General features: G+C 60.5%; 25 protein-coding genes. 8 read left to right on the top strand and 17 right to left on the bottom strand.

Annotated features, from left to right (window positions below):
• Nucleotides 1-64: 64 nt before the first annotated feature.
• The 3 genes from K5Y35_RS07960 to K5Y35_RS07950 all read right to left on the bottom strand — a co-directional run bounded on the left by K5Y35_RS07960 (nucleotide 65) and on the right by K5Y35_RS07950 (nucleotide 1,867).
• Nucleotides 65-340 (bottom strand): HU family DNA-binding protein, encoded by a 276-nt coding sequence (locus tag K5Y35_RS07960; RefSeq protein ID WP_003213368.1) that lies wholly within the window; start codon nucleotides 338-340, stop codon nucleotides 65-67.
• A gap of 190 nt (nucleotides 341-530) precedes the next feature.
• A complete protein-coding gene (locus tag K5Y35_RS07955; protein WP_222834034.1) occupies nucleotides 531-1,679 on the bottom strand; it encodes an NAD(P)/FAD-dependent oxidoreductase in 1,149 nt (382 codons plus the stop codon).
• 20 nt (nucleotides 1,680-1,699) lie between these two features.
• Nucleotides 1,700-1,867, bottom strand: a complete 168-nt coding sequence (locus tag K5Y35_RS07950; RefSeq protein WP_222834033.1) for a rubredoxin — start codon at nucleotides 1,865-1,867, stop codon at nucleotides 1,700-1,702.
• 200 nt (nucleotides 1,868-2,067) lie between these two features.
• Here K5Y35_RS07950 and K5Y35_RS07945 point away from each other — a divergent pair, with 200 nt between their 5' ends.
• Together K5Y35_RS07945 and ubiA are read left to right on the top strand one after the other, a co-directional pair.
• A complete protein-coding gene (locus K5Y35_RS07945) occupies nucleotides 2,068-2,628 on the top strand; it encodes a chorismate--pyruvate lyase family protein (protein ID WP_222834032.1) in 561 nt (186 codons plus the stop codon).
• Nucleotides 2,628-3,518: a 4-hydroxybenzoate octaprenyltransferase gene (ubiA, locus tag K5Y35_RS07940; protein WP_222834031.1), complete on the top strand. Its 891-nt coding sequence runs from the start codon at nucleotides 2,628-2,630 to the stop codon at nucleotides 3,516-3,518. The genes K5Y35_RS07945 and ubiA overlap by 1 nt, the downstream gene beginning before the upstream one ends.
• Nucleotides 3,519-3,632: 114 nt before the next feature.
• Here ubiA and K5Y35_RS07935 read toward each other — a convergent pair whose 3' ends face one another.
• Nucleotides 3,633-4,016, bottom strand: a complete 384-nt coding sequence (locus tag K5Y35_RS07935) for a hypothetical protein (protein ID WP_123469936.1) — start codon at nucleotides 4,014-4,016, stop codon at nucleotides 3,633-3,635.
• Between the two features lie 151 nt (nucleotides 4,017-4,167).
• On the opposite strand from K5Y35_RS07935, the gene phoB reads away from it, so the two are divergent.
• From phoB to K5Y35_RS07920, 3 genes are all read left to right on the top strand, one after another.
• Entirely contained in the window at nucleotides 4,168-4,857 is a 690-nt protein-coding gene (gene phoB / locus K5Y35_RS07930) for a phosphate regulon transcriptional regulator PhoB (protein ID WP_007896474.1), read from the top strand.
• A gap of 146 nt (nucleotides 4,858-5,003) precedes the next feature.
• Entirely contained in the window at nucleotides 5,004-6,290 is a 1,287-nt protein-coding gene (phoR, locus tag K5Y35_RS07925; protein ID WP_259741353.1) for a phosphate regulon sensor histidine kinase PhoR, read from the top strand.
• A gap of 123 nt (nucleotides 6,291-6,413) precedes the next feature.
• Nucleotides 6,414-7,754, top strand: coding sequence for a hemolysin family protein (locus K5Y35_RS07920; RefSeq protein WP_123469940.1), 1,341 nt, complete (start codon nucleotides 6,414-6,416; stop codon nucleotides 7,752-7,754).
• Nucleotides 7,755-7,925: 171 nt separating this feature from the next.
• Here the strand turns inward: K5Y35_RS07920 and K5Y35_RS07915 are convergent, their stop codons facing one another.
• On the bottom strand, nucleotides 7,926-8,822 hold the full coding sequence (locus K5Y35_RS07915; RefSeq protein WP_128613623.1) for a peptidoglycan DD-metalloendopeptidase family protein: 897 nt from the start codon (nucleotides 8,820-8,822) through the stop codon (nucleotides 7,926-7,928).
• A gap of 200 nt (nucleotides 8,823-9,022) precedes the next feature.
• Between K5Y35_RS07915 and K5Y35_RS07910 the strand changes: the two genes are divergently transcribed.
• A complete protein-coding gene (locus K5Y35_RS07910; protein ID WP_222834030.1) occupies nucleotides 9,023-9,625 on the top strand; it encodes a hypothetical protein in 603 nt (200 codons plus the stop codon).
• A 121-nt stretch (nucleotides 9,626-9,746) separates the two neighbouring features.
• Here the strand turns inward: K5Y35_RS07910 and K5Y35_RS07905 are convergent, their stop codons facing one another.
• The 7 genes from K5Y35_RS07905 to K5Y35_RS07875 form a co-directional block, all read right to left on the bottom strand.
• The gene (locus K5Y35_RS07905) at nucleotides 9,747-10,703 is read right to left on the bottom strand and encodes a response regulator (RefSeq protein WP_128613622.1); all 957 of its coding nucleotides are present in this window, start codon (nucleotides 10,701-10,703) and stop codon (nucleotides 9,747-9,749) included.
• Between the two features lie 177 nt (nucleotides 10,704-10,880).
• The gene (phoU, locus tag K5Y35_RS07900; protein ID WP_123469945.1) at nucleotides 10,881-11,642 is read right to left on the bottom strand and encodes a phosphate signaling complex protein PhoU; all 762 of its coding nucleotides are present in this window, start codon (nucleotides 11,640-11,642) and stop codon (nucleotides 10,881-10,883) included.
• Between the two features lie 104 nt (nucleotides 11,643-11,746).
• Nucleotides 11,747-12,580: a phosphate ABC transporter ATP-binding protein PstB gene (gene pstB / locus K5Y35_RS07895; protein ID WP_123469947.1), complete on the bottom strand. Its 834-nt coding sequence runs from the start codon at nucleotides 12,578-12,580 to the stop codon at nucleotides 11,747-11,749.
• A 169-nt stretch (nucleotides 12,581-12,749) separates the two neighbouring features.
• Complete coding sequence (pstA, locus tag K5Y35_RS07890) at nucleotides 12,750-14,420, bottom strand: phosphate ABC transporter permease PstA (protein WP_128613621.1); 1,671 nt, start codon at nucleotides 14,418-14,420, stop codon at nucleotides 12,750-12,752.
• Nucleotides 14,421-14,435: 15 nt separating this feature from the next.
• Complete coding sequence (locus tag K5Y35_RS07885) at nucleotides 14,436-16,469, bottom strand: ABC transporter permease subunit (RefSeq protein WP_222834445.1); 2,034 nt, start codon at nucleotides 16,467-16,469, stop codon at nucleotides 14,436-14,438.
• 424 nt (nucleotides 16,470-16,893) lie between these two features.
• Nucleotides 16,894-17,895, bottom strand: a complete 1,002-nt coding sequence (locus K5Y35_RS07880) for a phosphate ABC transporter substrate-binding protein PstS (protein ID WP_222834029.1) — start codon at nucleotides 17,893-17,895, stop codon at nucleotides 16,894-16,896.
• A 232-nt stretch (nucleotides 17,896-18,127) separates the two neighbouring features.
• Nucleotides 18,128-19,426: an MFS transporter gene (locus tag K5Y35_RS07875; RefSeq protein WP_123469955.1), complete on the bottom strand. Its 1,299-nt coding sequence runs from the start codon at nucleotides 19,424-19,426 to the stop codon at nucleotides 18,128-18,130.
• A 376-nt stretch (nucleotides 19,427-19,802) separates the two neighbouring features.
• On the opposite strand from K5Y35_RS07875, the gene K5Y35_RS07870 reads away from it, so the two are divergent.
• Together K5Y35_RS07870 and K5Y35_RS07865 are read left to right on the top strand one after the other, a co-directional pair.
• On the top strand, nucleotides 19,803-20,207 hold the full coding sequence (locus K5Y35_RS07870) for an acyl-CoA thioesterase (protein ID WP_003229628.1): 405 nt from the start codon (nucleotides 19,803-19,805) through the stop codon (nucleotides 20,205-20,207).
• A gap of 58 nt (nucleotides 20,208-20,265) precedes the next feature.
• The gene (locus K5Y35_RS07865) at nucleotides 20,266-21,165 is read left to right on the top strand and encodes a D-hexose-6-phosphate mutarotase (protein ID WP_222834028.1); all 900 of its coding nucleotides are present in this window, start codon (nucleotides 20,266-20,268) and stop codon (nucleotides 21,163-21,165) included.
• 123 nt (nucleotides 21,166-21,288) lie between these two features.
• Here the strand turns inward: K5Y35_RS07865 and K5Y35_RS07860 are convergent, their stop codons facing one another.
• The 5 genes from K5Y35_RS07860 to K5Y35_RS07840 all read right to left on the bottom strand — a co-directional run bounded on the left by K5Y35_RS07860 (nucleotide 21,289) and on the right by K5Y35_RS07840 (nucleotide 25,098).
• Nucleotides 21,289-21,825, bottom strand: a complete 537-nt coding sequence (locus K5Y35_RS07860) for a DUF3299 domain-containing protein (RefSeq protein ID WP_186743876.1) — start codon at nucleotides 21,823-21,825, stop codon at nucleotides 21,289-21,291.
• A 93-nt stretch (nucleotides 21,826-21,918) separates the two neighbouring features.
• Nucleotides 21,919-22,164, bottom strand: coding sequence for a GlsB/YeaQ/YmgE family stress response membrane protein (locus K5Y35_RS07855; RefSeq protein WP_123469959.1), 246 nt, complete (start codon nucleotides 22,162-22,164; stop codon nucleotides 21,919-21,921).
• A gap of 110 nt (nucleotides 22,165-22,274) precedes the next feature.
• Nucleotides 22,275-23,357, bottom strand: a complete 1,083-nt coding sequence (locus K5Y35_RS07850; RefSeq protein WP_123469961.1) for a 5-(carboxyamino)imidazole ribonucleotide synthase — start codon at nucleotides 23,355-23,357, stop codon at nucleotides 22,275-22,277.
• A gap of 10 nt (nucleotides 23,358-23,367) precedes the next feature.
• Nucleotides 23,368-23,859, bottom strand: coding sequence for a 5-(carboxyamino)imidazole ribonucleotide mutase (gene purE, locus K5Y35_RS07845; RefSeq protein WP_007954291.1), 492 nt, complete (start codon nucleotides 23,857-23,859; stop codon nucleotides 23,368-23,370).
• A 330-nt stretch (nucleotides 23,860-24,189) separates the two neighbouring features.
• Nucleotides 24,190-25,098 carry a LysR substrate-binding domain-containing protein gene (locus K5Y35_RS07840; protein WP_123469962.1) on the bottom strand — a complete coding sequence of 303 codons (909 nt, stop codon included), beginning with the start codon at nucleotides 25,096-25,098 and terminating at the stop codon, nucleotides 24,190-24,192.
• Between the last annotated feature and the right edge of the window lie 124 nt (nucleotides 25,099-25,222).

Below are 25,222 nucleotides of genomic sequence, written 5' to 3'. Positions count from 1 at the left end.
GACCGCAATCGGTGTGCCCATTTTTTATTGCGCTGCTCCCCGTTGTTCGGAGAGTTCGCCGCAATTAAGGATTAACGCTGTCTTTCAACGATTTGCCTGGCTTGAACGCAACGGTGTTGCTGGCCTTGATTTTAACCGGCTCGCCGGTCTGCGGGTTTTTGCCGGTACGGGCGCCGCGGTGGCGTTGCAGGAAGGTGCCGAAGCCCACCAGCGTCACGCTGTCCTTGCGGTGCAGAGCGCCGGTGATTTCTTCGAGGACGGCATTGAGTACGCGGTTGGCCTGCTCTTTGGTCAGATCTGCTTTTTCAGCGATTGCAGCGGCGAGTTCTGGTTTACGCATTAGTGAAGCCCCTTTGACGGTTTTTTGTTGTTATGTCCGTGCTGTTCTCGTTGGAACAGCGCCCAAGGCGCCGCAGGCTCTACTCTGCGGCAGACGGGAGTGAGAATGGCACGCGGATACCGGCGGCGCCAGTCTCCCCGCGACCTTTGTAGGGGCAAAAGCGGGGTGATTCCGACAGAACGACCGGTATTTACGCCAGCAGCGCCGGAAGCTGTTTGTTCAGGGCGAGTTTTTCCATCACCGCCGCGCCAGTCAGGGCATAACCGAGCAACTGGCCGTCGGTGCCATGACACACAGCCTTGATGTCGGCGCCCTGCCCTTCGACGGTCCAGACGCCTTCGCGGCCCAGTGGCGGCGGTGAAACGACCAACGGGCACACCGGGGTTTTCACGGTGATCGGCATCGGGCCGTAGCTCACTGCGGCAGGGTTTCCGGTGAGGGTTTGTGCCAGCGCACGCGCACCACTCATGAGGGGCATCACGTACAACAGATTGAGTCCATCGACCTCGGCACAGTCGCCCAGGGCGTAGATATTGGCGTGGGACGTTTTCAGATACCGGTCGACGACGACGCCGCGATTGACCTGCACCCCGGCCGCCGCTGCCAGATCAATGCGCGGGCGCAGACCGATGGCCGACACCACGACATCGCAGGCAATCACCTGACCGTCGGACAGATGCGCTTTTAGCCCGTCGGCGTCCTTTTCCAGGCGATTCAGTACCGGACCCAGGTGGAAACGCGCGCCCAGGCTTTCCAGCCCGGCCTGCACGGCTGCCGCAGCGGCCGGGTGCAGCAGCATCGGCATCACTTGCTCGCACGGTGCAACCAGCTGCACCTCGTAGCCGCCGAGGATCAGGTCGTTGGCGAATTCGCAGCCGATCAACCCGGCACCGAGCACCAGCACCCGCCGTTTGCCTTCGGCTGCCGCACGAAAACGCGCGTAATCCTCGAGATCGTTGATCGGGAATACCAGATCAGCGCCATCGCCCTCGATCGGCACGCGTACGGTTTCCGCACCCCAGGCGAGGATCAGGTCGCGGTAGTACACCGCCTCTTCGCCAATCCACAGGCGCTTGTGGCCGGCGTCGATACCACTGATGCGCGTATGGGTGCGCACTTCGGCCTTCAACTGCTCGGCCATGGTGCCGGGTTCAGCCATGCTCAGGCCATCGGCGTCCTTGTTCTTGCCGAAACCGGTGGAGAGCATCGGCTTGGAGTAAGAGCGGCCGTCATCGGCGGTAATCAGCAGCAGCGGGGTTTCGCCATCGAGTTTGCGAAACTCCCGGGCCAGGTTGTAACCCGCAAGCCCGGTGCCTACGATTACGACAGGTGCGTTCATACCTTACTCCTTGGTTTTTCTCAGTTGATTTCGATCATTTCGAAGTCCGACTTGCCGACGCCGCAGTCCGGGCACAGCCAGTCTTCCGGTACATCTTCCCAACGGGTGCCCGGCGCAATGCCGTCATCCGGCCAACCCTCAGCTTCGTTGTAGATCAGGCCGCAGACGATGCATTGCCACTTTTTCATTCAGGTACTTCCTCAGGATTCAGGCTTTTGTCGGCGCGAACGGTCGATGGTGGTTGCGCTGCCATCCGGCTCAGGGCGTTTTGTACTGATGGTGCCGGGCAGATGCAAGCCTGTTCGGCGCAACGGCGACCCGGATCAATCAAATTCGCAGCACGCCATGTTAAGCTCGCCGCCTCATTTGCGGCCAATAATGACTCATTGTGCAACATTCAAATGCCTGCCCGGCCCCGCTCTGGCTGACTCAAAGCCGACTGACGCCCCTCCCCGATCCGTTGACCCTGGACTGGTTGTTCGACGAAGGCTCGCTGACCCGCCGCCTGACGCGGCTGTCCGATGACGGCTTCAGCGTTACGCCGTTGTTCGAAGGCTGGGACACTCTGCGCAGCGACGAATGCGCCGCGCTGGATCTGGCCGAAGGCAGCGAAGGCTGGGTGCGTGAGGTGTATCTGCGCGGTCACGGCGAGGCCTGGGTGTTTGCCCGCAGCGTGGCGTCACGCGCCGCGTTGCAAGGTGATGGCTTGCACATGGACGAACTGGGCAGCCGCTCCCTGGGTGAGCTGCTGTTTTGCGATCACGCCTTCCAGCGCCGCGCCATCGAGGTCTGTCACTACCCTGAAGCGTGGTTGCCAGCCGCATCGAAAGCGCCGCAACTGTGGGGCCGCCGTTCGCGTTTCGACCGTGGCGCCCTGAGTGTGCTGGTCGCGGAGATTTTCCTGCCGAGCCTGTGGCGTGCCGCCCGCGCCCATCCGGAGAACTGCTGATGTACCAGAGCCTGCTCAAGTCCCTGAACCGCTTGAATCCGCGCGCCTGGGATTTCATTCAGCTGACGCGCATGGACAAGCCGATCGGCATTTACCTGCTGCTGTGGCCGACGCTGTGGGCGCTATGGATTGCCGGTAAAGGCTCGCCTTCGCTGGCCAATATCGTGATTTTCGTGCTCGGCGTGGTACTGACTCGTGCCGGTGGCTGCGTGATCAACGACTGGGCCGACCGCAAGGTCGATGGCCACGTCAAACGCACCGCGCAACGCCCGCTGGCCAGCGGCAAGATCAGTTCGAAAGAGGCGCTGGTGTTTTTCGCGCTGCTGATGGGCGTGAGTTTCCTGCTGGTGCTGTGCACCAATGCTCCGACGATCTGGTTGTCGCTGGGCGGCCTGGCATTGGCGTTCACCTACCCGTTCATGAAGCGCTACACCTATTACCCGCAAGTGGTGCTGGGGGCGGCGTTTTCGTGGGGCATGCCGATGGCGTTCACCGCCGAAACCGGCGAACTGCCCGCCGCCGCGTGGCTGCTGTGGATCGCCAATCTGTTGTGGACGGTGGGTTATGACACCTATTACGCAATGACCGATCGGGACGACGACCTGAAGATCGGCGTGAAATCCACGGCGATTCTGTTCGGCGATGCGGATCGGGTCATCATCCTGACCTTGCAGGCGCTGTCATTGGCTTGCCTGCTGCTGGCCGGGTCGAAGTTCGAGTTGGGGACGTGGTTCCATCTCGGCCTGTTGGCGGCGGCGGGGTGTTACGCGTGGGAATTCTGGTACACCCGCGATCGCGACCGGATGCGTTGCTTCAAGGCGTTTTTGCACAACCACTGGGCCGGGTTGGCGATTTTTGTCGGGATCGTGCTGGATTACGCGTTGCGCTGATCCGCAAAAACCTGTGGCAGCGAGCTTGCTCGCGAAAGCGTTGGGTCAGTTGCCACATAGGCTGACTGAGACGACGCCTTCGCGAGCAAGCTCGCTCCCACAGGGGATTTGCGTTTACTTGTGCTCGTGCACCACGTGCCACATCTCCTTCATGCCATCACCTTTCATTTCTCCAGGTTTTTCGTCCTTCATGAAGGTGTACAGCGGCTTGCCGTCATAAGCGTATTGCATCATCCCGTCATCACGTTTGATGACCGTCCATTTGCCTTCAGCCTTGGCACCCGCCGGCGCCATCATCGGTGGCCAGTTCTTCGCGCAATCACCGTTGCACATCGACTTGCCGCCAGTGTCCTTGTCGAACGTGTAAACGGTCATGCCTTTGTGATCAACCATCATGCCGTCCTTCATCATGGCCGGTTCGGCGGCCATGGCCAGTCCAGGCAGAGTCAGGGCAGCAGCCATCAACAGGGCTTTGAAAGAAGCAGTCATTTGCGTCATGGAAACCTTCTTTTGTGGTTGTCAGGATTCGGACTTAGAGCTTAGTCCAGGATCCCGCCGTCCGCCGGGCGACTAAAATACTGTCACACGACTGCAATAATTCCGTTATCTAATGCGGCGCAAGACAGTTAAATGACAAGAGGATTAAGGCATGGTTGGCAGGAGCATTCTGATCGTCGACGACGAAGCGCCCATTCGCGAAATGATCGCCGTTGCGTTGGAAATGGCCGGCTATGACTGCCTCGAGGCAGAGAACTCGCAGCAGGCACACGCCATCATCGTCGACCGCAAACCGGACCTGATCCTGCTCGACTGGATGCTGCCCGGCACTTCCGGCATCGAGCTGGCCCGACGCCTCAAGCGCGACGAGCTGACCGGGGACATCCCGATCATCATGCTCACCGCCAAGGGCGAAGAGGACAACAAGATCCAGGGCCTGGAAGTCGGCGCCGATGACTACATCACCAAACCGTTTTCGCCACGCGAACTGGTCGCGCGCCTCAAGGCTGTGCTGCGCCGCGCCGGCCCGACTGATGGCGAAGCGCCGATCGAAGTCGGCGGCCTGCTGCTCGACCCTATCAGCCACCGCGTGACCATCGACGGCAAACCGGCCGAGATGGGCCCGACCGAATACCGTCTGCTGCAATTCTTCATGACCCACCAGGAACGCGCCTACACTCGCGGGCAATTGCTGGATCAGGTCTGGGGCGGCAACGTCTATGTTGAAGAACGCACCGTCGACGTGCACATCCGACGCCTGCGCAAGGCCCTCGGCGATGCTTATGAAAATCTGGTACAAACCGTGCGCGGCACCGGCTACCGGTTTTCCACCAAAGCATAAAAAAGCAGCGGCAGGCTTCTAGCTGCAAGCGGCAAGCGGCAAGTAAAAGCCGATCCGCTTTAGCTTGAAGCTTGCAGCTTGAAACTTGAAGCTGCGTTTAAGGACGCTCCGTGAATCAAAACTGGCATGGCACCCTGATTCGCCACATGCTGTTGCTGGTCACCGCCTGTCTGGTGATCGGCCTGATCAGCGGCTATTACGGCTGGAGCCTCGCTGCCGGCCTGGGTCTTTACCTGGCCTGGACGCTCAAGCAACTGCTGCGCCTGCACGAATGGCTGCGCCTGCACCAACCCGATGAAGCACCGCCCGACGGCTACGGCCTGTGGGGCGAGGTGTTCGACAGCATCTACCACCTCCAACGCCGCGACCAACGGGTGCGCGGGCGCCTGCAAGCGGTGATCGACCGGGTGCAGGAGTCCACCGCCGCGCTGAAAGACGCGGTGATCATGCTCGACAGCGACGGCAACCTGGAATGGTGGAACCGTGCCGCCGAAACCCTGCTCGGCCTCAAGACCCCGCAGGACAGCGGCCAACCGGTGACCAACCTGGTACGCCATCCGCGCTTCAAGGAGTACTTCGAGCAGGAAAGCTACGCCGAACCGCTGGAAATCCCCTCGCCGACCAACGATCGCGTGCGCATTCAGCTGTACCTGACCCGCTACGGCAACAACGAACACCTGATGCTGGTGCGCGATGTCACACGCATCCATCAGCTGGAACAGATGCGCAAAGACTTCATCGCCAACGTGTCCCACGAACTGCGCACGCCACTGACGGTGATCTGCGGCTACCTGGAAACCCTGCTCGACAACGTCGAGGACGTGAACCCGCGCTGGAGCCGCGCGCTGCAGCAGATGCAACAACAGGGCGGGCGCATGCAGACGCTGCTCAACGACCTGTTGCTGTTGGCGAAGCTGGAAGCCACCGATTACCCGTCGGACAACCAGCCAGTGCAGATCGACACGCTGTTGCAGTCGATCAAGAGCGACGCGCAACAGCTGTCCGGGCAGAAGAACCAGAACATCACCCTCGAAGCCGACGGCAGAATCCTGCTCAAGGGCAGCGAGGCGGAACTGCGCAGCGCCTTCTCCAACCTGGTGTTCAACGCCGTGAAATACACCCCGGCCGAAGGCAACATCCGCATTCGCTGGTGGGGCGACGAGCAAGGCGCGCACCTGAGCGTGCAGGATTCCGGGATCGGTATCGACAGCAAACACCTGCCGCGCCTGACCGAGCGTTTCTATCGCGTCGACTCCAGCCGCAACTCCAACACTGGCGGCACCGGGCTGGGCCTGGCAATCGTCAAACACGTGTTGTTGCGCCACCGCGCGCGGATGGAGATCAGCAGCGTGCCCGGTCACGGCAGCACGTTCACCTGCCATTTCGCCCCGGCCCAGGTCGCTCAGGCACGGGCGATCAGCACTGCCGAGTAACGCCGGTCAGCACGCGCCACTAGGCAATCGCCAAGTCAGCCGCTACATTGGCTGACTTGCGTCTGCCTTTCAGGCGCGATTTTTTCTCTCTTACGAATCACACGGAACCCGCAAAACTCCATCATGGACCCTTCCCCTGGCTTGTCCCTCGCAACACTATTCGCCGATTTCGGCATGATTCTTTTCGCTCTGATCCTGGTTTTGCTCAACGGCTTTTTCGTTGCGGCGGAATTCGCCATGGTCAAACTGCGCTCGACCCGGGTCGAGGCCATCGCCGACAAGAACGGCTGGCGCGGGCACATCCTGCGCACCGTGCACAGTCAGCTCGATGCGTACCTCTCGGCCTGCCAGCTCGGTATCACCCTCGCCTCCCTGGGCCTGGGCTGGGTCGGTGAGCCGGCGTTCGCGCACATTCTCGAACCGTTGCTGAGCGCAGTCGGCGTGCAATCGCCAGAGGTGGTCAAAGGCATTTCGTTCTTTACCGCGTTCTTCATCATCTCGTACCTGCACATCGTGGTCGGTGAGCTGGCGCCCAAGTCGTGGGCGATCCGCAAACCCGAGCTGCTGTCGCTGTGGACGGCGGTGCCGCTGTACCTGTTCTACTGGGCGATGTACCCGGCGATCTACCTGCTCAACGCCAGCGCCAACGCGATTCTGCGGATCGCCGGCCAGGGCGAACCCGGCCCGCACCACGAACACCATTACAGCCGCGAAGAATTGAAACTGATCCTGCACTCCAGCCGTGGTCAGGACCCGAGCGACCAAGGCATGCGCGTGCTGGCCTCGGCGGTGGAGATGGGCGAACTGGAAGTGGTCGACTGGGCCAACTCCCGGGAAGACCTGATCACCCTGGAATTCAACGCGCCGCTGAAAGAAATCCTGGCCATGTTCCGTCGCCACAAGTTCAGCCGTTACCCGGTGTACGACAGCGAGCGCCAGGAGTTCGTCGGCCTGCTGCACATCAAGGACCTGCTGCTGGAACTGGCGGCGCTGGATCACATTCCCGAGTCGTTCAACCTGGCTGAACTGACCCGTCCGCTGGAACGTGTGTCGCGACACATGCCGCTGTCGCAGCTGCTGGAGCAGTTCCGCAAGGGCGGCTCGCACTTCGCCGTGGTCGAGGAGGCTGACGGCAACATCATTGGCTACCTGACCATGGAGGACGTGCTGGAAGTACTGGTCGGCGATATTCAGGACGAACACCGCAAGGCTGAGCGCGGGATTCTGGCGTATCAGCCGGGCAAGCTGCTGGTGCGCGGCGATACGCCGTTGTTCAAGGTTGAACGCCTGCTGGGTATCGACCTGGACCACATCGAAGCCGAAACCCTCGCCGGGCTGGTCTACGAAACCCTGAAACGGGTGCCGGAAGAGGAAGAAGTGCTGGAAGTCGAAGGCCTGCGGATCATCATCAAGAAGATGAAGGGGCCGAAGATTGTGCTGGCCAAGGTGTTGATGCTGGATTGATGGCGGTTGCAGGGTAGCTTTTGTGGCGAGGGGATTTATCCCCGTTGGACGGCAAAGCCGTCCCGAAACCATTGAATGCATCCCCTCAGGGATTGCGCGAATGCCGGATTCAGGGCCGCTACGCGCCCCAACGGGGATAAATCCCCTCGCCACCGTCGATCTCCACTGGATTTATTGCTTGCCCAACGCAAAGTTGGGCAACGCCCCCAGCGGCTGGTTGAACTGATACGGAATCGACACCAGCCCCGAGCCGTTGTTGCGCTGCACCACAAAGTGCAGGTGCGGGCCACTGCTGTTGCCGGTATTGCCCGACAGCGCCAGCGGACTGCCCACGGTCACCCGTTGCCCTTCGCGTACGCTTACCGACCCTTGCTTGAGGTGCAGATACACGCCCATGGTCCCGTCATCGTGCAGCACCCGGACGAAATTGCCGGAGGGATCCGTACCGCGCCCGCTCTGTGAGTTCTCGATTTTCACCACCACCCCGGCCCGCGCCGCGATGATCTGTGTGCCGACCGGCATGGCGATGTCCATCGCATAGCGGTTCTTTGGCCCGAAGTGGCTGTACTGGCCTTCAGCGCCCTGACTCAGGCGGAACGGCCCGCCACGCCACGGCAGCGGATAGCGATAGCTCTGCGCCGCGCCAGCGGGGTCGCCCAAGGCATACTGGAATTGCGGCGTATACACCAACGGCTTGCCGCCGGTAATCGCCGTCAGCAGCGCCAGCCGCGTGTTGCTGCGTGCCGGCAGCACCCTGCGGATGGTTTGCGCCGGCGCGCCCCGCACATTGCTCATGCCGGTAAACGCCAGTGCCACCTCGACCGGCGCGTACAGATCATTGCGCACGAACACTACGTCACCGCCCTTCTGCTTCTTGATGTCGAGATAGACCTGCCGCTCCAGGCGCTCGACCATGCGGTCCTGAAACACGAACACCTGCGAGCCCTTGCTCGGACGGTCGCTGTACGAGACCACGCCGTTGGCATCGGTGGATTTGTAGATCGTCATGGCCACAGCCGAGGTGGAGGCCACGAAAAGACCACAGAAAAACAGCAGGCGCGCGAGCATGGGCAAGAGTCTGTCGAAGTAAGGCCTGGAAATGAGCCTAGCAGCTCAGACAGACCAGGCTAGTCGACAGATGTTTCAAATTGCCGCCCGATCCAGAAGCATTTTTACCTTGACGAAGAGGACGCTCAGGTCCAATCTTTATACATCCGTACGTACATACATATGGATGTAAATTTTTCCATTCGCTGAGAGTCAATGAAATGGCCTATATCAATCCAGAAGATGTAGTTGCTCCGAAAAGCAGCTGGAAGCTAAAAAAGGTAATTCACAACACAAAACAAGGCGGCTGGAGTGCAGCTGAAGGATCATGGGATGAGCGGGAAGTGCTGGCTCTGCGTTGGAACGGATCTGACAGTGAGACCGGGGTGGGCAACCCTCAATCGCGGGGCCACGCTACATGGTTCGTTGTGCCAGATGAGCTGGAAAGCGGGCTGCGAAAAGTCATAGAACAACTCGCTGATTCGCAAATTGCAGACTGTGTGATTAGCAAACCAGATGACTATGATGTAGGGGCCTGGCGGGCAGAAATTACTCTTACAGCCATCGCAAAAGAGCATTTCAAAAACTGGCCGCTGACCTTCATTTTGCCAAGTCTTGCATACCGGATCTGTTACTCAGACAAGGGTTATGCAAAGGCTGTGGAAGGAGAGTTACGTGGTGCCTTCGTAGACGGGAAATGGGAAGGCGATGTCTACTCAAATGGGATTCCCGAATGCGACAACCCAACATCAATTGATGCAGTCAAGGATGCATTCGTGCAAAACATCAATCGCGCAGCTCAATTGGCAGGCTTTAAAGGTTGATCCGAGATAACGAAGTCTGCCAAGCGAAATGCAAACACAAAAAAGAGATCACAGCCTGCGTTATTCCTTACTCAATGAAAGTATGGATTAACGCAGGTTGTGATCTCTTTTTATGTGACGCTTACGCGCCCGGAACGAAGTGTTTCTGCGCGGTGCCGCGAGCGATCAGGCGGGAGATGTAGTCGAGCTTCTGCGCGTCCTGGTCGACGAAGCGGAAGGTCAGTTGCAGCCAGTCGCTGTCGGCTTTCTGCTCGTGGGCAACGATGGCGTGCAGGTAGCCATTGAGGCGGGCGATTTCGGCGTTGTCGCCCTGCTCCAGGTCGAGCACGGCGCTGTCGAGGATCTGCGGCAGGGTGTCGGTGCGCTTCACCACCAGCAACGCTTCCTTGATGCTCAGGGCCTTGATCACGCATTGCTGGTTGCCGCTCGGCAGACGCAATTGACCCTGGCCACGTCCGCCGGCCGGTGCTTTCGCGGCGGCCGGGGCCTGGACTGGCGGGCTGTTGAGCAAACCACGGGACGGCGCAGCAGCAGGCGCCGGAGCAGCGGCAGCAGGCTTGGCGAACGGGTTGACCGCAGCGGCTGCCGGAGCACCACCGACCACGGCAGGCTTGCCACCGGTCAATGCGCTCAGGGAGTCGTTGCCGAACGCCGAGTTCATCTTGGTCGGGGCGCTGTTCATCAGGGTGTCGAGCTTGCCGACCTTGTTCAGCGCCTGCTTGACCTTGGTCAGCAGTTGCTCGTTGGTGAACGGCTTGCTGACGTAGCCGGAAACACCGGCCTGAATCGCCTGCACGACGTTTTCCTTGTCGCCACGGCTGGTGACCATGATGAACGGCATGGTCTTGAGGTTGTCTTGCTCGCGGCACCAGGTCAGCAGTTCGAGACCGGACATTTCCGGCATTTCCCAGTCGCACAGAACCAGGTCAAACGCTTCCCTGGCCAGCATTGCCTGGGCTTTCTTGCCGTTGATGGCGTCCTCGGTGCGGATCCCCGGGAAGTAATTACGCAGGCATTTTTTCACCAGGTCACGAATGAACGACGCATCGTCCACGACCAACACACTGATCTTGCTCATCCAACACCCCTATAAAAATCCCGGCAAGCATAACGCTGGCTGATGGCACATTGCCAAAACTCTTCAGTCACGCCGGGACTTTTCGTTCGCGGGTGCTGCTTTTTAATTCGATTTTTTACTTGAAAGCCCTAAACAAAAACGCCCGGCCAAAGGGCCGGGCGCTTTTCTCAGGCAATCTTACTTATCGTCAGCAACGCCCGGAACATTAGCGGTTTCGCCGCTTGTGCCTTCAACTTCTTCTTTCATGCGCTTGAGGCCCATGTGACGCACGTCGGTGCCGCGCACCAGGTAGATCACCAGTTCCGAAATGTTGCGCGCGTGGTCGCCGATGCGCTCCAGCGAACGCAGGACCCAGATGATGCTCAGAACCCGCGAGATAGAGCGCGGGTCTTCCATCATGTAGGTCGCCAGCTCACGCAGGGCGGTCTTGTATTCGCGGTCGATGACTTTGTCGTATTGCGCCACCGACAGCGCCAGATCGGCGTCGAAACGGGCAAACGCGTCCAGCGCATCACGCACCATGTTGCGCACCTGGTCGCCAATGTGGCGAACCTCGACGTAACCGCGCGGCGCTTCGCCTTCCTCGCACAGCTGGATGGCGCGACGGGCGATCTTGGTCGCTTCGTCACCGATGCGCTCCAGGTCGATCACCGACTTGGAGATGCTGATGATCAAACGCAGGTCGGACGCCGCCGGCTGCCGACGGGCGAGAATGCGCAGGCATTCTTCGTCGATGTTGCGTTCCATCTGGTTGATCTGGTCGTCGATCTCGCGCACCTGCTGAGCCAGGCCGGAATCGGCCTCGATCAGTGCGGTGACCGCGTCATTGACCTGCTTCTCGACCAGTCCGCCCATAGCCAGCAGGTGGCTGCGCACTTCTTCCAGTTCGGCGTTGAACTGCGCGGAAATGTGATGGGTAAGACCTTCTTTAGAAATCATTGTTCGCTCCGCGAAAGTTGCAAGCTTCAAGCTGCAAGCTTCAAGCAGTTATGTATAAGTCCTGATATCGCACCGCATCTTTCTTGCGGCTTGCAGCTGTACGGCTAGCCGTAGCGACCGGTGATGTAGTCTTCGGTCTGCTTCTTCGCCGGATTGGTAAACAGGGTGTCGGTGTCGCCGAATTCCACCAGTTTGCCCATATACATGAACGCCGTGTAGTCGGACACCCGTGCAGCCTGCTGCATGTTGTGGGTCACGATGACGATGGTGAACTTGGACTTCAGCTCGTAGATCAGCTCTTCGACTTTCAGGGTCGAGATCGGGTCGAGGGCCGAGCACGGTTCGTCGAGCAGCAACACTTCCGGCTCAACCGCGATGGTACGGGCAATCACCAGACGCTGTTGCTGACCACCGGACAGACCCAGTGCCGACTCGTGCAGACGGTCTTTGACTTCGTCCCACAGCGCCGCGCCTTTCAACGCCCACTCGACCGCTTCGTCGAGAATGCGCTTCTTGTTGATGCCCTGGATACGCAGACCGTAGACCACGTTTTCGTAGATGGTCTTGGGGAACGGGTTAGGCTTCTGGAACACCATGCCAACGCGACGACGCAACTCGGCAACGTCTTCACCCTTGCGGTAGATGTTGTTGCCGTACAGGTTGATCGCGCCTTCGACACGGCAGCCGTCAACCAGGTCGTTCATACGGTTGAAAGTGCGCAGCAGCGTGGATTTACCGCAGCCCGACGGGCCGATGAAGGCGGTCACGCGCTGTTTCGGGATGTTCATGCTGACGTCGAACAGGGCTTGCTTCTCACCGTAGAACAGGCTCAGGCCCGGGACTTCGATGGCCACGGTTTCCTGTTCGAGGTTGAGGCTCTGCTTGTCGCGACCCAGGGCAGACATGTTGATGCCGTGGGTGTGTGTTTCGTGCTGCATGGGAGGCTCCCTGTGCTAACAAATTCGGTTCGGAACACTGCTTGTTGCAGCTTCCATCAATATTCCAGTGGACGCGGTTCAATGTGGGAGCGAGCTTGCTCGCGAAGGGGCCCTTACGGCCGCCAAAAGCTTCGCGAGCAAGCTCGCTCCCACAGGGTTCGTGTCGTCCTTAGCTATCCAGTGCTTTGTATTTTTCGCGCAGGTGGTTACGGATATACACCGCCGACAGGTTCAACGTGGCGATCACCAGCACCAGCAACAGCGCGGTGGCATACACCAGCGGACGTGCCGCCTCGACGTTCGGGCTCTGGAAGCCGACGTCATAAATATGGAAGCCCAGGTGCATGATTTTCTGGTCCAGGTGCAGGTACGGGTAGTTGCCGTCCACCGGCAGCGACGGTGCCAGTTTCACCACACCCACCAGCATCAGCGGCGCCACTTCACCGGCGGCGCGAGCCACGGCGAGGATCATGCCGGTCATCATCGCCGGGCTGGCCATCGGCAGAACGATCTTCCACAGCGTCTCGGCCTTGGTTGCACCCAGTGCCAGCGAGCCTTCACGAACGGTACGCGGGATACGCGCCAGACCTTCCTCGGTCGCCACGATCACCACCGGTACGGCCAGCAGCGCCAGGGTCAACGACGCCCAGAGCAGACCCGGTGTACCGAAGGTCGGCGCCGGCAATGCTTCGGGGAAGAACAGACGGTCGACCGAACCACCCAGCACGTAGACGAAGAAGCCCAGACCGAACACGCCGTAAACGATCGCCGGAACGCCGGCGAGGTTGTTCACCGCGATACGGATGATCCGCGTCAGGGTGTTCTGCTTGGCGTATTCACGCAGGTACACCGCCGCCAGCACGCCGAACGGGGTCACGATCATCGCCATGATCAGGGTCATCATCACGGTGCCGAAAATCGCCGGGAAGATCCCGCCTTCGGTGTTGGCTTCACGCGGGTCGTCGGAGAGGAATTCCCAGACCTTGCTGAAGTAGAAACCGATCTTGCTGAAAGTGCCCATGGCGTTCGGCTGGTAGGCGTGAACCACTTTGCCGAGGCTGATTTCGATTTCCTTGCCGTTGGCATCGCGGGCAGTCAGCGCGTCACGGTTGAACTGCGCGTGCAGGTCAGAGAGACGGGCTTCAATGTCCTGATAACGGGCATTCAGCTCGGCGCGCTCGGAGTCCATGTCCGCTTGCGCGGTGGCGTCGAGTTTGCCTTCCAGTTCCAGTTTGCGACCGTGCAGACGGATGCGCTCAAGGCCTGCGTTGATTGCACCGATGTCAGTTTTTTCCAGCGACTTCAGTTGCGCAGCCAGACCGTTTACACGGTTGATCCGCGCTTGCAGCTCAGGCCATGCCGCTTCGCCTTCGGCGATGACTTTGCCGTCCTGTTTGACGTTGACCAGGTAGCCGTAGAAGTTGCCCCACTCACGGCGCTCCAGCGCCATCAGCTCCGGCGGATTTTTCTGGTTGGTCAGCCACTCGCCGACGATCCAGGTGAAGTCGTTGCCATTCAAGTCACGGTTACCGACCTTGATCAGCTCGCGGGTCATGAATTCCGGGCCCTGATCGGGCACCGGCAGGCCGGCGCTCTTCAAACGGGCGCGGGGCACTTCTTCTTTCTGCACCACTTCGCCGATGACCAGGTGATTGGCCTGGCCCGGCACGTCGTAGCTGGCGTGGATCAGATCCGCCGGCCAGAAGTGACCCAGACCGCGCACGGCGATCACCGCCAGCAGGCCAATGGTCATGATGACCGCGATGGACACCGCGCCACCGCTGATCCAGACGCCCGGGGCGCCGCTCTTGAACCATCCATTCAGGGAGTTCTGTTTCACAGACTTCTACCTTTCTTAAAGCGACGAGTATTTCTTGCGCAGACGCTGACGAATCAGTTCTGCCAGGGTGTTCATGACGAAGGTGAACAACAGCAGCACCAGCGCCGAGAGGAACAGCACGCGGTAGTGGCTGCCGCCGACTTCCGACTCCGGCATTTCCACCGCGACGTTGGCGGCCAGGGTGCGCAGGCCTTCGAACAGGTTCATTTCCATGACCGGGGTGTTACCGGTGGCCATCAGCACGATCATGGTTTCACCGACCGCACGGCCCATGCCGATCATCAGCGCCGAGAAGATGCCCGGGCTGGCGGTGAGGATCACCACGCGGGTCATGGTCTGCCACGGCGTGGCACCGAGGGCCAGGGAGCCCAGGGTCAGGCCACGCGGTACGCTGAACACGGCGTCTTCGGCGATCGAATAAATGTTCGGGATCACCGCGAAGCCCATGGCCAGACCGACCACCAGAGCGTTGCGCTGGTCGTAGGTGATGCCCAGGTCGTGGGAGATCCACATGCGCATGTCACCGCCGAAGAACCAGTTCTCCATGAACGGACTCATGTACAGCGACAGCCAGCCCACGAACAGGATCACCGGAATCAGCAGTGCACTTTCCCAGCCATCCGGCACCTTGAGGCGGATCGACTCAGGCAGGCGACTGAAGGTGAAACCGGCAACCAGAATGCCGATCGGCAACAGCATCAGCAGGCTGAAGATGCCCGGCAGATGCCCTTCCACATACGGTGCGAGGAACAGACCGGCGAAGAAACCGAGGATTACCGTCGGCATCGCTTCCATCAGTTCGATCACCGGCTTGACCTTGCGGCGCATGCCCGGGGCCATGAAGTAGGCGGTGTAGATCGCTGCGGCAACGGCCAGCGGTGCCGCCAGCAGCATCGCGTAGAACGCGGCTTTCAGGGTGCCGAAGGTCAGTGGCGAAAGGCTCAGTTTCGGTTCGAAGTCGGTGTTGGCCGCCGTCGACTGCCAGACATATTTAGGCTCGTCGTAGTTCTCGTACCAGACCTTGCTCCACAGCGCGCTCCACGACACTTCCGGGTGCGGGTTGTCGAGCAGCAGCGGTTGCAGTTTGCCGCCGGCTTCGACGATCACCCGGTTGGCGCGCGGCGACAGACCGAACAGGCCCTGCCCTTCGGTCACGGGCTCGACCAGCAGCGTGCGGTGCGCGGTGCTGTGGAACACGCCAAGCTTGCCGGATGCATCAAGGGCAACGAAGCCTTTGCGGCGCTCTTCGGCAGTGATTTCAACGATCGGCGCAGTGCCCATCTGGAACGTGCGGATCTGCTTCAGGCGCAGCTCGCCATCGGTGTCACGGGCCATGAACCACTGGGCCAGGCCACCCTTGGAGTCACCGATGATCAGCGAGATACCGCCCACCAGCTGGGTGCTCGCAGTAACTTCGGCGTCAGCGTTTTCCAGCAGTTTGTAGCGACCGTTGAGGCTCTTGTCGCGCAGGCTGAACACGTCGGCCTGGGCACGCCCGTTGACCACGTACAGCCATTGCTGGCGCGGGTCGACGAAGATGTTTTTCACCGGCTCGGTCATCTGCGGCAGATCAATACGCTTCTGCTCGCTGGTGACTTCACCGGTCATCATGTTTTCTTCGCTGGTCAGCGACAGCACATTGAGTTGCGAACCGGTCGAGCCGACCAGCATCAGCGTCGAATCGGTGGCATTGAGGCTCACGTGCTCGAGCGCCCCGCCGTTTTCGTTCACCACGATCGGCGTGTTGCCGTACGGGTATTCGATGGCCGGGGAGATGGTTTTCTTGCCATCGGGGTAGCTGACTTTATAGGTGTGACGGAACACCAGCGCCTGACCGTTGGACAGGCCCACAGCCACCAGCGGATGACCTGGCTGATCTTCGCCGATGGAGGTTACGGTAGCGCCTGCCGGCAGCGGCAGATCGACGCGCTTCAATTCAGCGCCACTGTCGATATCGAAAAACAGCGCCTGGCCCTTGTCGGAAACGCGCATCGCCACCTGATTCTGCTCCTCGAGCGAAATCATCAACGGCTTGCCGGCGTCCTGCATCCAGGCCGGGGTAATAGCATCTTTCGCGGTCAGGCTGGCACCCTGAAACAACGGGGCAACCACATAGGCGAGGAAGAAGAAAATCAGGGTGATGGCGGCCAGTACGGCAAGACCGCCGATCAGGACATACCAGCGGGTGAAGCGATCCTTGAGCGCGCGAATACGGCGCTTGCGTTGCAACTCAGGCGTATTGAAATCAATGCGCTTGGGGGGATTAGTAGTCATGTGGGAATTGGCCAGATCATTCATGCGCACACCCTAGCGATCCTGTATGACAGAAAGATGACAATGCAGTGACGCACCAAATCCACCGCCAACGGAGCTGGCAGAGGATCGAAAATTTGAGAGGTGTATAAAAGGCCGGTCTGCGGGCAGATCCGGCCTTTCACCTGAGTCCGAAGGGGTTCACCTCGGACTCAATTTGTTACTTCTTGGCGACAGCGCCGCCTTCCTGCAGACCCAGGTCAGCCAGGGCTTTGGCAGCAACCTTGGCTGGCAGTGGGATGTAGCCGTCTTTCACTACAACTTCCTGACCCTGTTTCGACAGAATCAGTTTCACGAACTCGGCTTCCAGCGGGGCCAGAGGCTTGTTCGGGGCCTTGTTGACGTAAACGTAGAGGAAGCGCGACAGCGGGTACTTGCCGTTCAGGGCGTTTTCTTCGGTGTCTTCGATGAAGTCAGTGCTGCCCTTCTTCGACAGCGCAACGGTTTTCACGCTGGCAGTCTTGTAACCGATGCCCGAGTAACCGACGCCGTTCAGCGAGGAGCTGATCGACTGCACGACCGACGCCGAACCTGGTTGTTCGTTGACGTTCGGCTTGTAGTCGCCTTTGCACAGGGCTTCTTCTTTGAAGTAGCCGTAGGTGCCGGATACCGAGTTACGACCGAACAGCTGCACCGGCTTGTTGGCCAGGTCGCCGGTCACGCCCAGGTCGCCCCAGGTTTTGACGTCGGCTTTGGCGCCGCACAGACGAGTGGACGAGAAGATCGCGTCAACCTGTTCCATGGTCAGGTGCTGGATCGGGTTGTCCTTGTGCACGAATACCGCCAGGGCGTCGACAGCCACCGGGATAGCGGTTGGCTTGTAGCCGTACTTCTGCTCGAAGGCCGCCAGTTCGGTGTCCTTCATCTTGCGGCTCATCGGGCCCAGGTTGGAGGTGCCTTCGGTCAGCGCAGGTGGCGCAGTGGCGGAGCCAGCGGCCTGAATCTGGATGTTGACGTTCGGGTATTCTTTTTTGTAGTTCTCAGCCCACAGGGTCATGAGGTTGGCCAGAGTGTCGGAACCAACGCTGGACAAGTTGCCCGAAACACCGGTGACCTTGGTGTAAGCCGGAATTGCCGGGTCAACGCCAGCGGCTACCGCGTGGGCAGTCGCAACGCCAGCAGCGACAAAAGTCATTGCCGCCATCAAACGCTTCAGTTTCATGCCTTACTCCTAGCAGATAGGGGGTGTTAATTCGGGGCCAAGTATTAGCAGGCCGTGTGAACACTCTATGGCTGAAATATGACAATTGGATGAAAGGCCAGCATCCGGGTTCTACTGAATGATTCGAGTGGTCCCAATCGCGAGCAGGCTCACTCCTGCAATTGAAATACATTCCAACCGTAGGAGTGAGCCTGCTCGCGATGGCGTCAGAACAGCCGCTGCAGAATCGGAATCAGCGGCCCTTCTTCCAGAGCCACGCTCCGACCAGAATCCCCATCGTGCAAAGGACGGCCACATAGTAGGCCGGCCCCATCGCGCTTTCTTTAAGCAACAGGCTGACTACCATCGGCGTCAGACCACCGAAGATCGCGTACGCCACGTTGTACGAGAACGACAACCCGCTGAAGCGCACCACCGGCGGGAACGCCTTGACCATCACATATGGCACCGCACCGATGGTGCCGACCAGCAGACCGGTCAGGGCATACAGCGGGAACAGCCAGTTCGGGTGATCGGCGAGGCTGTGATAGAAGGTCCAGGAGCTGATCAGCAAGCCCAGACTGCCGAAGACAAACACCCGGCCAGCGCCAAAACGGTCCGCCAGGGCACCGGAGATGATGCAGCCAACGCTCAGGAACACGATCGCCAGGCTGTTCGATTGCAAGGCCACCGTAGGCGAGAAGTGATAGACCGTCTGCAGCACGGTCGGCGTCATCAGGATCACCACGACGATGCCGGCCGAGAGCAACCAGGTCAGCAGCATCGAGATCGCGATCGCCCCGCGATGGTCACGCAGAACAGCACGCAGCGGCACTTCTTCAGCCAGCGCCTTGCGCAGTTGCAGTTCGGCGAACACTGGCGTCTCGTGCAGCCAGCGGCGCAGATACACCGAGAACAGGCCGAACACACCGCCAAGCAGGAATGGGATCCGCCAGGCGTAGTCCGCGACTTCCACCGGCGTATAAAGGCTGTTGATCGCCGTGGCGACCAGCGAACCGAGCAAAATACCGGCAGTCAGGCCGCTGGTGAGCGTGCCACAGGCATAGCCGATGTGCTTTTGCGGCACGTGTTCGGAAACGAAGACCCACGCCCCCGGCACTTCCCCGCCAATCGCCGCACCCTGAATCACCCGCATCAACAGAAGAAGGATCGGTGCCCACAGGCCGATCTGCGCGTAAGTCGGCAGCAGCCCCATGATCAGAGTCGGCACGGCCATCATGAAAATGCTCAGGGTGAACATTTTCTTGCGGCCCAGCAGGTCGCCGAAGTGCGCCATGACGATGCCGCCCAGCGGACGGGCCAGGTAGCCGGCGGCGAAGATGCCGAAGGTCTGCATCAGGCGCAGCCACTCGGGCATGTCGGCCGGGAAGAACAGTTTGCCGACCACGGTGGCAAAGAAGACGAAGATGATGAAATCGTAGAACTCCAGCGCACCGCCCAGGGCCGATAGCGACAAAGTCTTGTAGTCATTGCGGGTCAACGGTCGTGCGGGTTGCTCGGGCTGCGCGAGGCTCGAAGGCGCTGTGGTCATGGCAAGGGCTTCTCTTATAGTCGGATCTGCCGCCACAACAACGCTGGCTGTGGCTTGGGCAGGTTCGGCACCATAGCAAATTGTTCGAAAAAGCACATAGAGGCGCGTATTTGACGGTCAAAATGAGAACCGGATGGTCGTCGCGGAGTCTACCGACCGATATACTCGCAACCTTGCTCCGGTTTGTAGGGGGTTGCTGTGCGAAAACGTCGTTGGTCGCCTTGGTGCGTGGATCCAGCCGCTTTCGCAGAGTTTCCCTTTAGGCGCCTATGGAAAACGTGACGAACGCAGTATGTTCGGTGCTGAATCGTTTTTCCTGAAGACGGCTACCACCAGCAATACCAACGAAGAGTCACGGGTCAGAGGCACCCCCGGCATGATAGAGCTCGAACAAGAAGATCCGATCCCGCAAGGCGACCTGGCCCTGCAAATCACCGCACTTCCCCGCGAAACCAACGGCTTTGGCGATATTTTCGGCGGCTGGCTGGTGGCGCAGATGGATTTGGCCGGCACGGCGATGGCCAGCCGTGTCGCGGGCGGTCGCGTAGCGACAGTTGCCATTGATCGCATGGCGTTCCTCGTGCCCGTGGCCGTCGGCGCACAGCTGTCCTTTTATACCCAGACCCTGGAAATCGGCCGCAGCTCGATCCAGATGATGGTCGAGGTGTGGAGCGACGATCCGCTGTCCAGCGAGTGGCGTAAAGTCACTGAAGCGGTGTTCGTCTTCGTCGCCATCGACGGCAGCGGCCGCACCCGTTCGGTACCGCCACGCGCACGTTAAACCTCGCGACCGTTTTGCGGTCGATAGTCGTCCCAAGTGTCTGATCGAGAGTTGTCCCATGAACACGCCCAACGTTGAAGCCGTGAAACTGGATGAACTGAACTGCTGGCGCATCCGCCACGGTCAGGCCGAAGTGCTGGTGGCCCAGCAAGGCGCGCACATCCTCAGTTATCAGATCGACGGCCAGCCGCCGATCATCTGGCTCAACGACAAGGCTGTGTTCAAGACTGGCAAGAGCATCCGCGCCGGCGTGCCGGTGTGCTGGCCGTGGTTCGGCAAGTTCGAACGCAACCCGCAGAGCGTGCAGGCCATGTACACCGGTGAGCAACCGGCACCCGCGCACGGTCTGGTGCGGGCGATGGATTGGGCGTTGGGCGGCATCGAATCGGAGGCAGACGGCGTCAAGGTCGAGTTCAAGCTGCCCGACACCGAAGGTGGCCTGCCGGGCTGGCCGCATGAGGTCGACCTGACCCTGACCCTGCATTTGTCCGAGCAACTGAGTTTCAGCCTGACCAGCCACAACCGTGGCAGTGACACCGTCAGCCTGAGTCAGGCGCTGCACACCTATTTCGCCGTCAGTGATGTGCGTAATGTGCACGTCGATGGCGTGGATGGCTTGAATTACATCGAGACGCTGGATGACTGGAAAACCCTCAGCCAGCAAGGCGATCTGCATTTTGCCGGTGAGACCGACCGCATCTACCTCGACGCTCCGCCGCAACTGAGCATCGTCGACCCGGCCTGGGAACGGCGCATTGTGCTGACCGCTACAGGTTCGCGCACGGCGGTGATCTGGAACCCGTGGATCGATCGCGCAGCGGCGTTGGCGGACATGGACAACGATGGCTGGCAGCGCATGCTGTGCATCGAGACGGCGAATGTGATGGATGACATCGTGAGCCTGGCGCCGGGCGCGAGCCACACCATGGGCGTCAGTGTCGGCAGCCAACCGCTTTAAGCTACACCCGATAAAACTGTGGGAGCGAGCTTGCTCGCGAAAGCGTCGTATCAGTCAACTTCAATGTGACTGAGAGATAGCATTCGCGAGCTAGCTCGCTCCCACAATTGTTTTGTATAGGTCCTACAGATCAGATTCCTGCACCACCCGCACCTTGTCCGCTTCCAGCGCATACGCCGCATCGGCCAGATCATTGCTGACCTTCTCGATCTTCAGCGTGCCGGTCACCCACAGCGGCGTGTAGATGTCATCGAGCTTCAAGCCTTTTGGATAACGCACCAGCACCAGTTGATTCGGCGGCGGTGGCGGCACGTGGATGCACGCGCCCGGATATGGCACGAGGAAGAACAGCGTGCTGCGGCCCTTGGCGTCGGATTCCAGCGGCACCGGGTAACCGCCAATGCGGATGTGCTTGTCGTTCATCGACGCCACGGTCTTGGTCGAATACATCACCGCCGGCAGGCCCTTGGCCTGTTTCATCCCGCCCTTCTCGGTGAAGGTGCCGGTGGCTTCCGGGGAGTTGTGGTCGATTTCGGGCATGGCCTCGAGGGCCTTTTGGTCCGACTTGGGCATCAGTTCCAGCCAGTCGGTTTCCGGCAGTTCGCCGGCGTGGGCCAAACCACTGCCCAGAATAAGGAGAGTCAACAGAAGACGGCGCATGAAGGTGCTCGGTCAAGAAAGGAAGGTACATTGAATCGCCGAGCATTCTAGCCCTCCCCGCCGCGCTGGCGGAGAGGACTTTGTCGCTTTGGATCAGTTCTTTCTGATCAGACCGTAGATCACCAGCAACACGATCGCGCCGACCAGCGCGCCGATGAAACCTGCGCCTTGACCGGCCTGATAGATGCCCAGAGCCTGGCCGCCATAAGTGGCTGCCAGCGAACCGCCGATACCGAGCAGGATGGTCATGATCCAGCCCATGCTGTCATCGCCCGGTTTCAGGAAGCGTGCCAGCAGGCCGACGATCAAGCCGATAAAGATGGTTCCGATAATTCCCATGGCATTTCCCTCTGAATAGTAGATATGCGAAGCCTAGTCAGACTTTGGCATCCTGCCATCAGAGAACGGCGGCCCCTGAATGGTTCCGCCGCTGCCAGATGAAACTGTCGTTACTCGGCGATCAGCGCTTCGACCTTGACGATCTGCGCCTGCAGCGTGGCCATGTCGGCGCAGCGCAGGTTGGCGTGACCGACCTTTCGCCCGGCCTTGAAGGCTTTGCCGTAGTGATGCAGATGGCAATCTTCGATGGCGATGACTTTCTCCACCGGCGGCACCACGCCGATGAAGTTGAGCATCGCGCTCTCGCCGACCTTGGCCGTCGAACCCAGCGGCAAGCCGGCCACGGCGCGCAGGTGGTTTTCGAACTGGCTGCACTCGGCGCCTTCGGTGGTCCAGTGCCCGGAGTTGTGCACGCGCGGGGCGATTTCGTTGGCCTTGAGGCCACCGTCGACTTCAAAGAACTCGAACGCCATCACGCCCACATAGTCGAGCTGCTTGAGGACGCGGCTGGAGTAGTCTTCGGCCAGGGCCTGCAACGGGTGATCGGTACTGGCCACCGACAGCTTGAGGATGCCGCTGTCGTGGGTGTTGTGCACCAGCGGGTAGAACTTCGTTTCACCATCGCGGGCACGCACGGCGATCAGCGAGACTTCACCGGTGAACGGCACGAAGCCTTCCAGCAGGCAGGCAACGCTGCCCAGCTCGGCAAAGGTACCGACCACGTCTTGCGGCGTGCGCAGGACTTTCTGACCCTTGCCGTCGTAACCCAGGGTGCGGGTTTTCAGCACGGCCGGCAGACCGATGGAAGCCACGGCGGCCTCCAGGTCGGCTTGCGATTGAATGTCGGCGAAGGCCGGGGTCGGGATCCCCAGGTCCTTGAACATGCTCTTCTCGAACCAGCGGTCGCGAGCGATGCGCAGGGCTTCGGCGCTCGGGTACACCGGGACGAACTGCGAGAGGAACGCCACGGTTTCCGCCGGGACGCTTTCGAACTCGAAGGTCACCAGATCGACTTCGTCGGCCAGTTGCCGCAGATGATCCTGATCGCCGTAATCGGCCCGCAGGTGTTCGCCCAGTGCGGCCGCACAGGCGTCCGGCGCTGGGTCGAGGAAAGCGAAGTTCATGCCCAGCGGAGTGCCCGCCAGCGCCAACATGCGACCCAACTGGCCGCCACCGATTACACCGATCTTCATCTCAACAACCTCAGGCAATACGTGGGTCTGGATTGTCCAGGACGCTGTCTGTCTGCTCGGCACGGAAGGTTTTCAGTACCGCGTGGAACTGTGGATGCTTGGCACCGAGGATGCTCGCCGAGAGCAGCGCGGCGTTGATCGCGCCAGCCTTGCCGATGGCCAGGGTGGCGACCGGAATGCCCGCGGGCATCTGTACGATCGACAGCAGCGAATCGACGCCCGAGAGCATGGCCGATTGCACGGGTACGCCCAGCACCGGCAGGTGGGTCTTGGCCGCACACATGCCTGGCAGGTGAGCTGCGCCCCCGGCACCGGCGATGATCACCTCAATGCCGCGGCCTTCGGCCTCTTCGGCGTACTGGAACAGCAGATCCGGGGTGCGGTGGGCAGAAACCACCTTGACCTCGTACGGGATGCCGAGCTTTTCCAGCATATCGGCGGTGTGGCTAAGGGTGGACCAATCGGACTTGGAGCCCATGATCACGCCAACCAGTGCACTCATCGTCGCGCCTCTTCTCTCTGGGCGCCCGCAGGCGCGTCAAAAACAACAAGCCACGCAGATTGCGTGGCTTGATTGTACGAAAAATGGCCGGACGTACCGGCCGAAGGCCGCGCAGTATACCGCAAAGAAAGCAATAAACAGCCCCCTTCGCGACCATCTGTCATCTACCGCAAAAGCCCGGTTTTATTGACCTGAAGGTCAGCCGACAAACACCACAAATCCCTTGTGGGAGCGAGCTTGCTCGCGAAGAGGGAGTGTCAGGCAACATTGATGTTGTCTGGTACAGCGCTTTCGCGAGCAAGCTCGCTCCCACAGGGGCTGCGGGTGGGTTCAAGAGTTTTGGGCAGCGCCGCCTTCAAGCTTGCGCCACAGCAGGCGCACGTTGGCTTTGCGCACCAGCGCGCAGCGGTATAAGCGGATCTCCAGCGGCACATGCCATTGCGGGCCGCCGCAGACCACCAGTTCGCCGCGAGCCAGTTCGGCGCGCACACTCAGTTGCGGCACCCAGGCGATACCCAGCCCCTCTAGCGCCATGCTTTTCAGGCTGTCGGCCATGGCCGTTTCGTAGATCGTGGTGAAACGCAGCTGACGCTGACGCAGCAAGCCGTTCACCGACCGCCCGAGAAATGCCCCGGCGCTGTAAGCCAGCAACGGTACGCTGGCGTCGCCTTCCAGATCGAACAGCGGCTTGCCCTCGGCATCCGCCGCACACACCGGCAGCATCTCGGTCTGGCCCAGGTGCAGCGACGGGAAAATCTCCGGGTCCATCTGCATCGCCGCGTCCGGGTCGTAGAACGCCAGCATCAAATCGCAGCCACCTTCGCGCAGCGCATGCACCGCGTCGCCGACGTTGGTCGCAACCAGCCGTGTGGCGATGTTCAAACCTTCGTTGCGCAGTTGCGCGATCCAGCGCGGGAAGAAGCCCAGCGCCAGCGAGTGCGCGGCCGCGACTTGCATCACTTCGCCCTGCCCGCCTTCCAGATGATGCAGGTGGCGCAGCACTTCACCGAGTTGCTCGACCACAGTGCGCGCGGTCACCAGAAACAACTGCCCCGCCGCCGTCAGTTCGACCGGCGTGCGCGAGCGATTGACCAGCGTCAGCCCCAATGCAGCTTCAAGGCTGCGGATCCGCCGACTAAATGCCGGTTGCGTCACGAAGCGCCGTTCGGCCGCCTGCGAGAAGCTGCGGGTGGCGGCCAGAGCACTGAAGTCTTCGAGCCATTTGCTTTCCAGATTCATCACGTCCTCCCGGACACGCACCAAAACGGGTCACACGTCTGCCGCGCACGCGGCGTCACACGGGCATTATGCCGAATGTGCATAGGGCAGTGCTGAACAGCATTGGCCCAAAAATTCCCACAAG

Source organism: Pseudomonas sp. SC3(2021) (assembly GCF_019856535.1).
GTDB classification, from domain to species: Bacteria; Pseudomonadota; Gammaproteobacteria; order Pseudomonadales; family Pseudomonadaceae; genus Aquipseudomonas; species Aquipseudomonas monsensis.
This window is presented reverse-complemented; position numbering and strand designations above follow the sequence as displayed.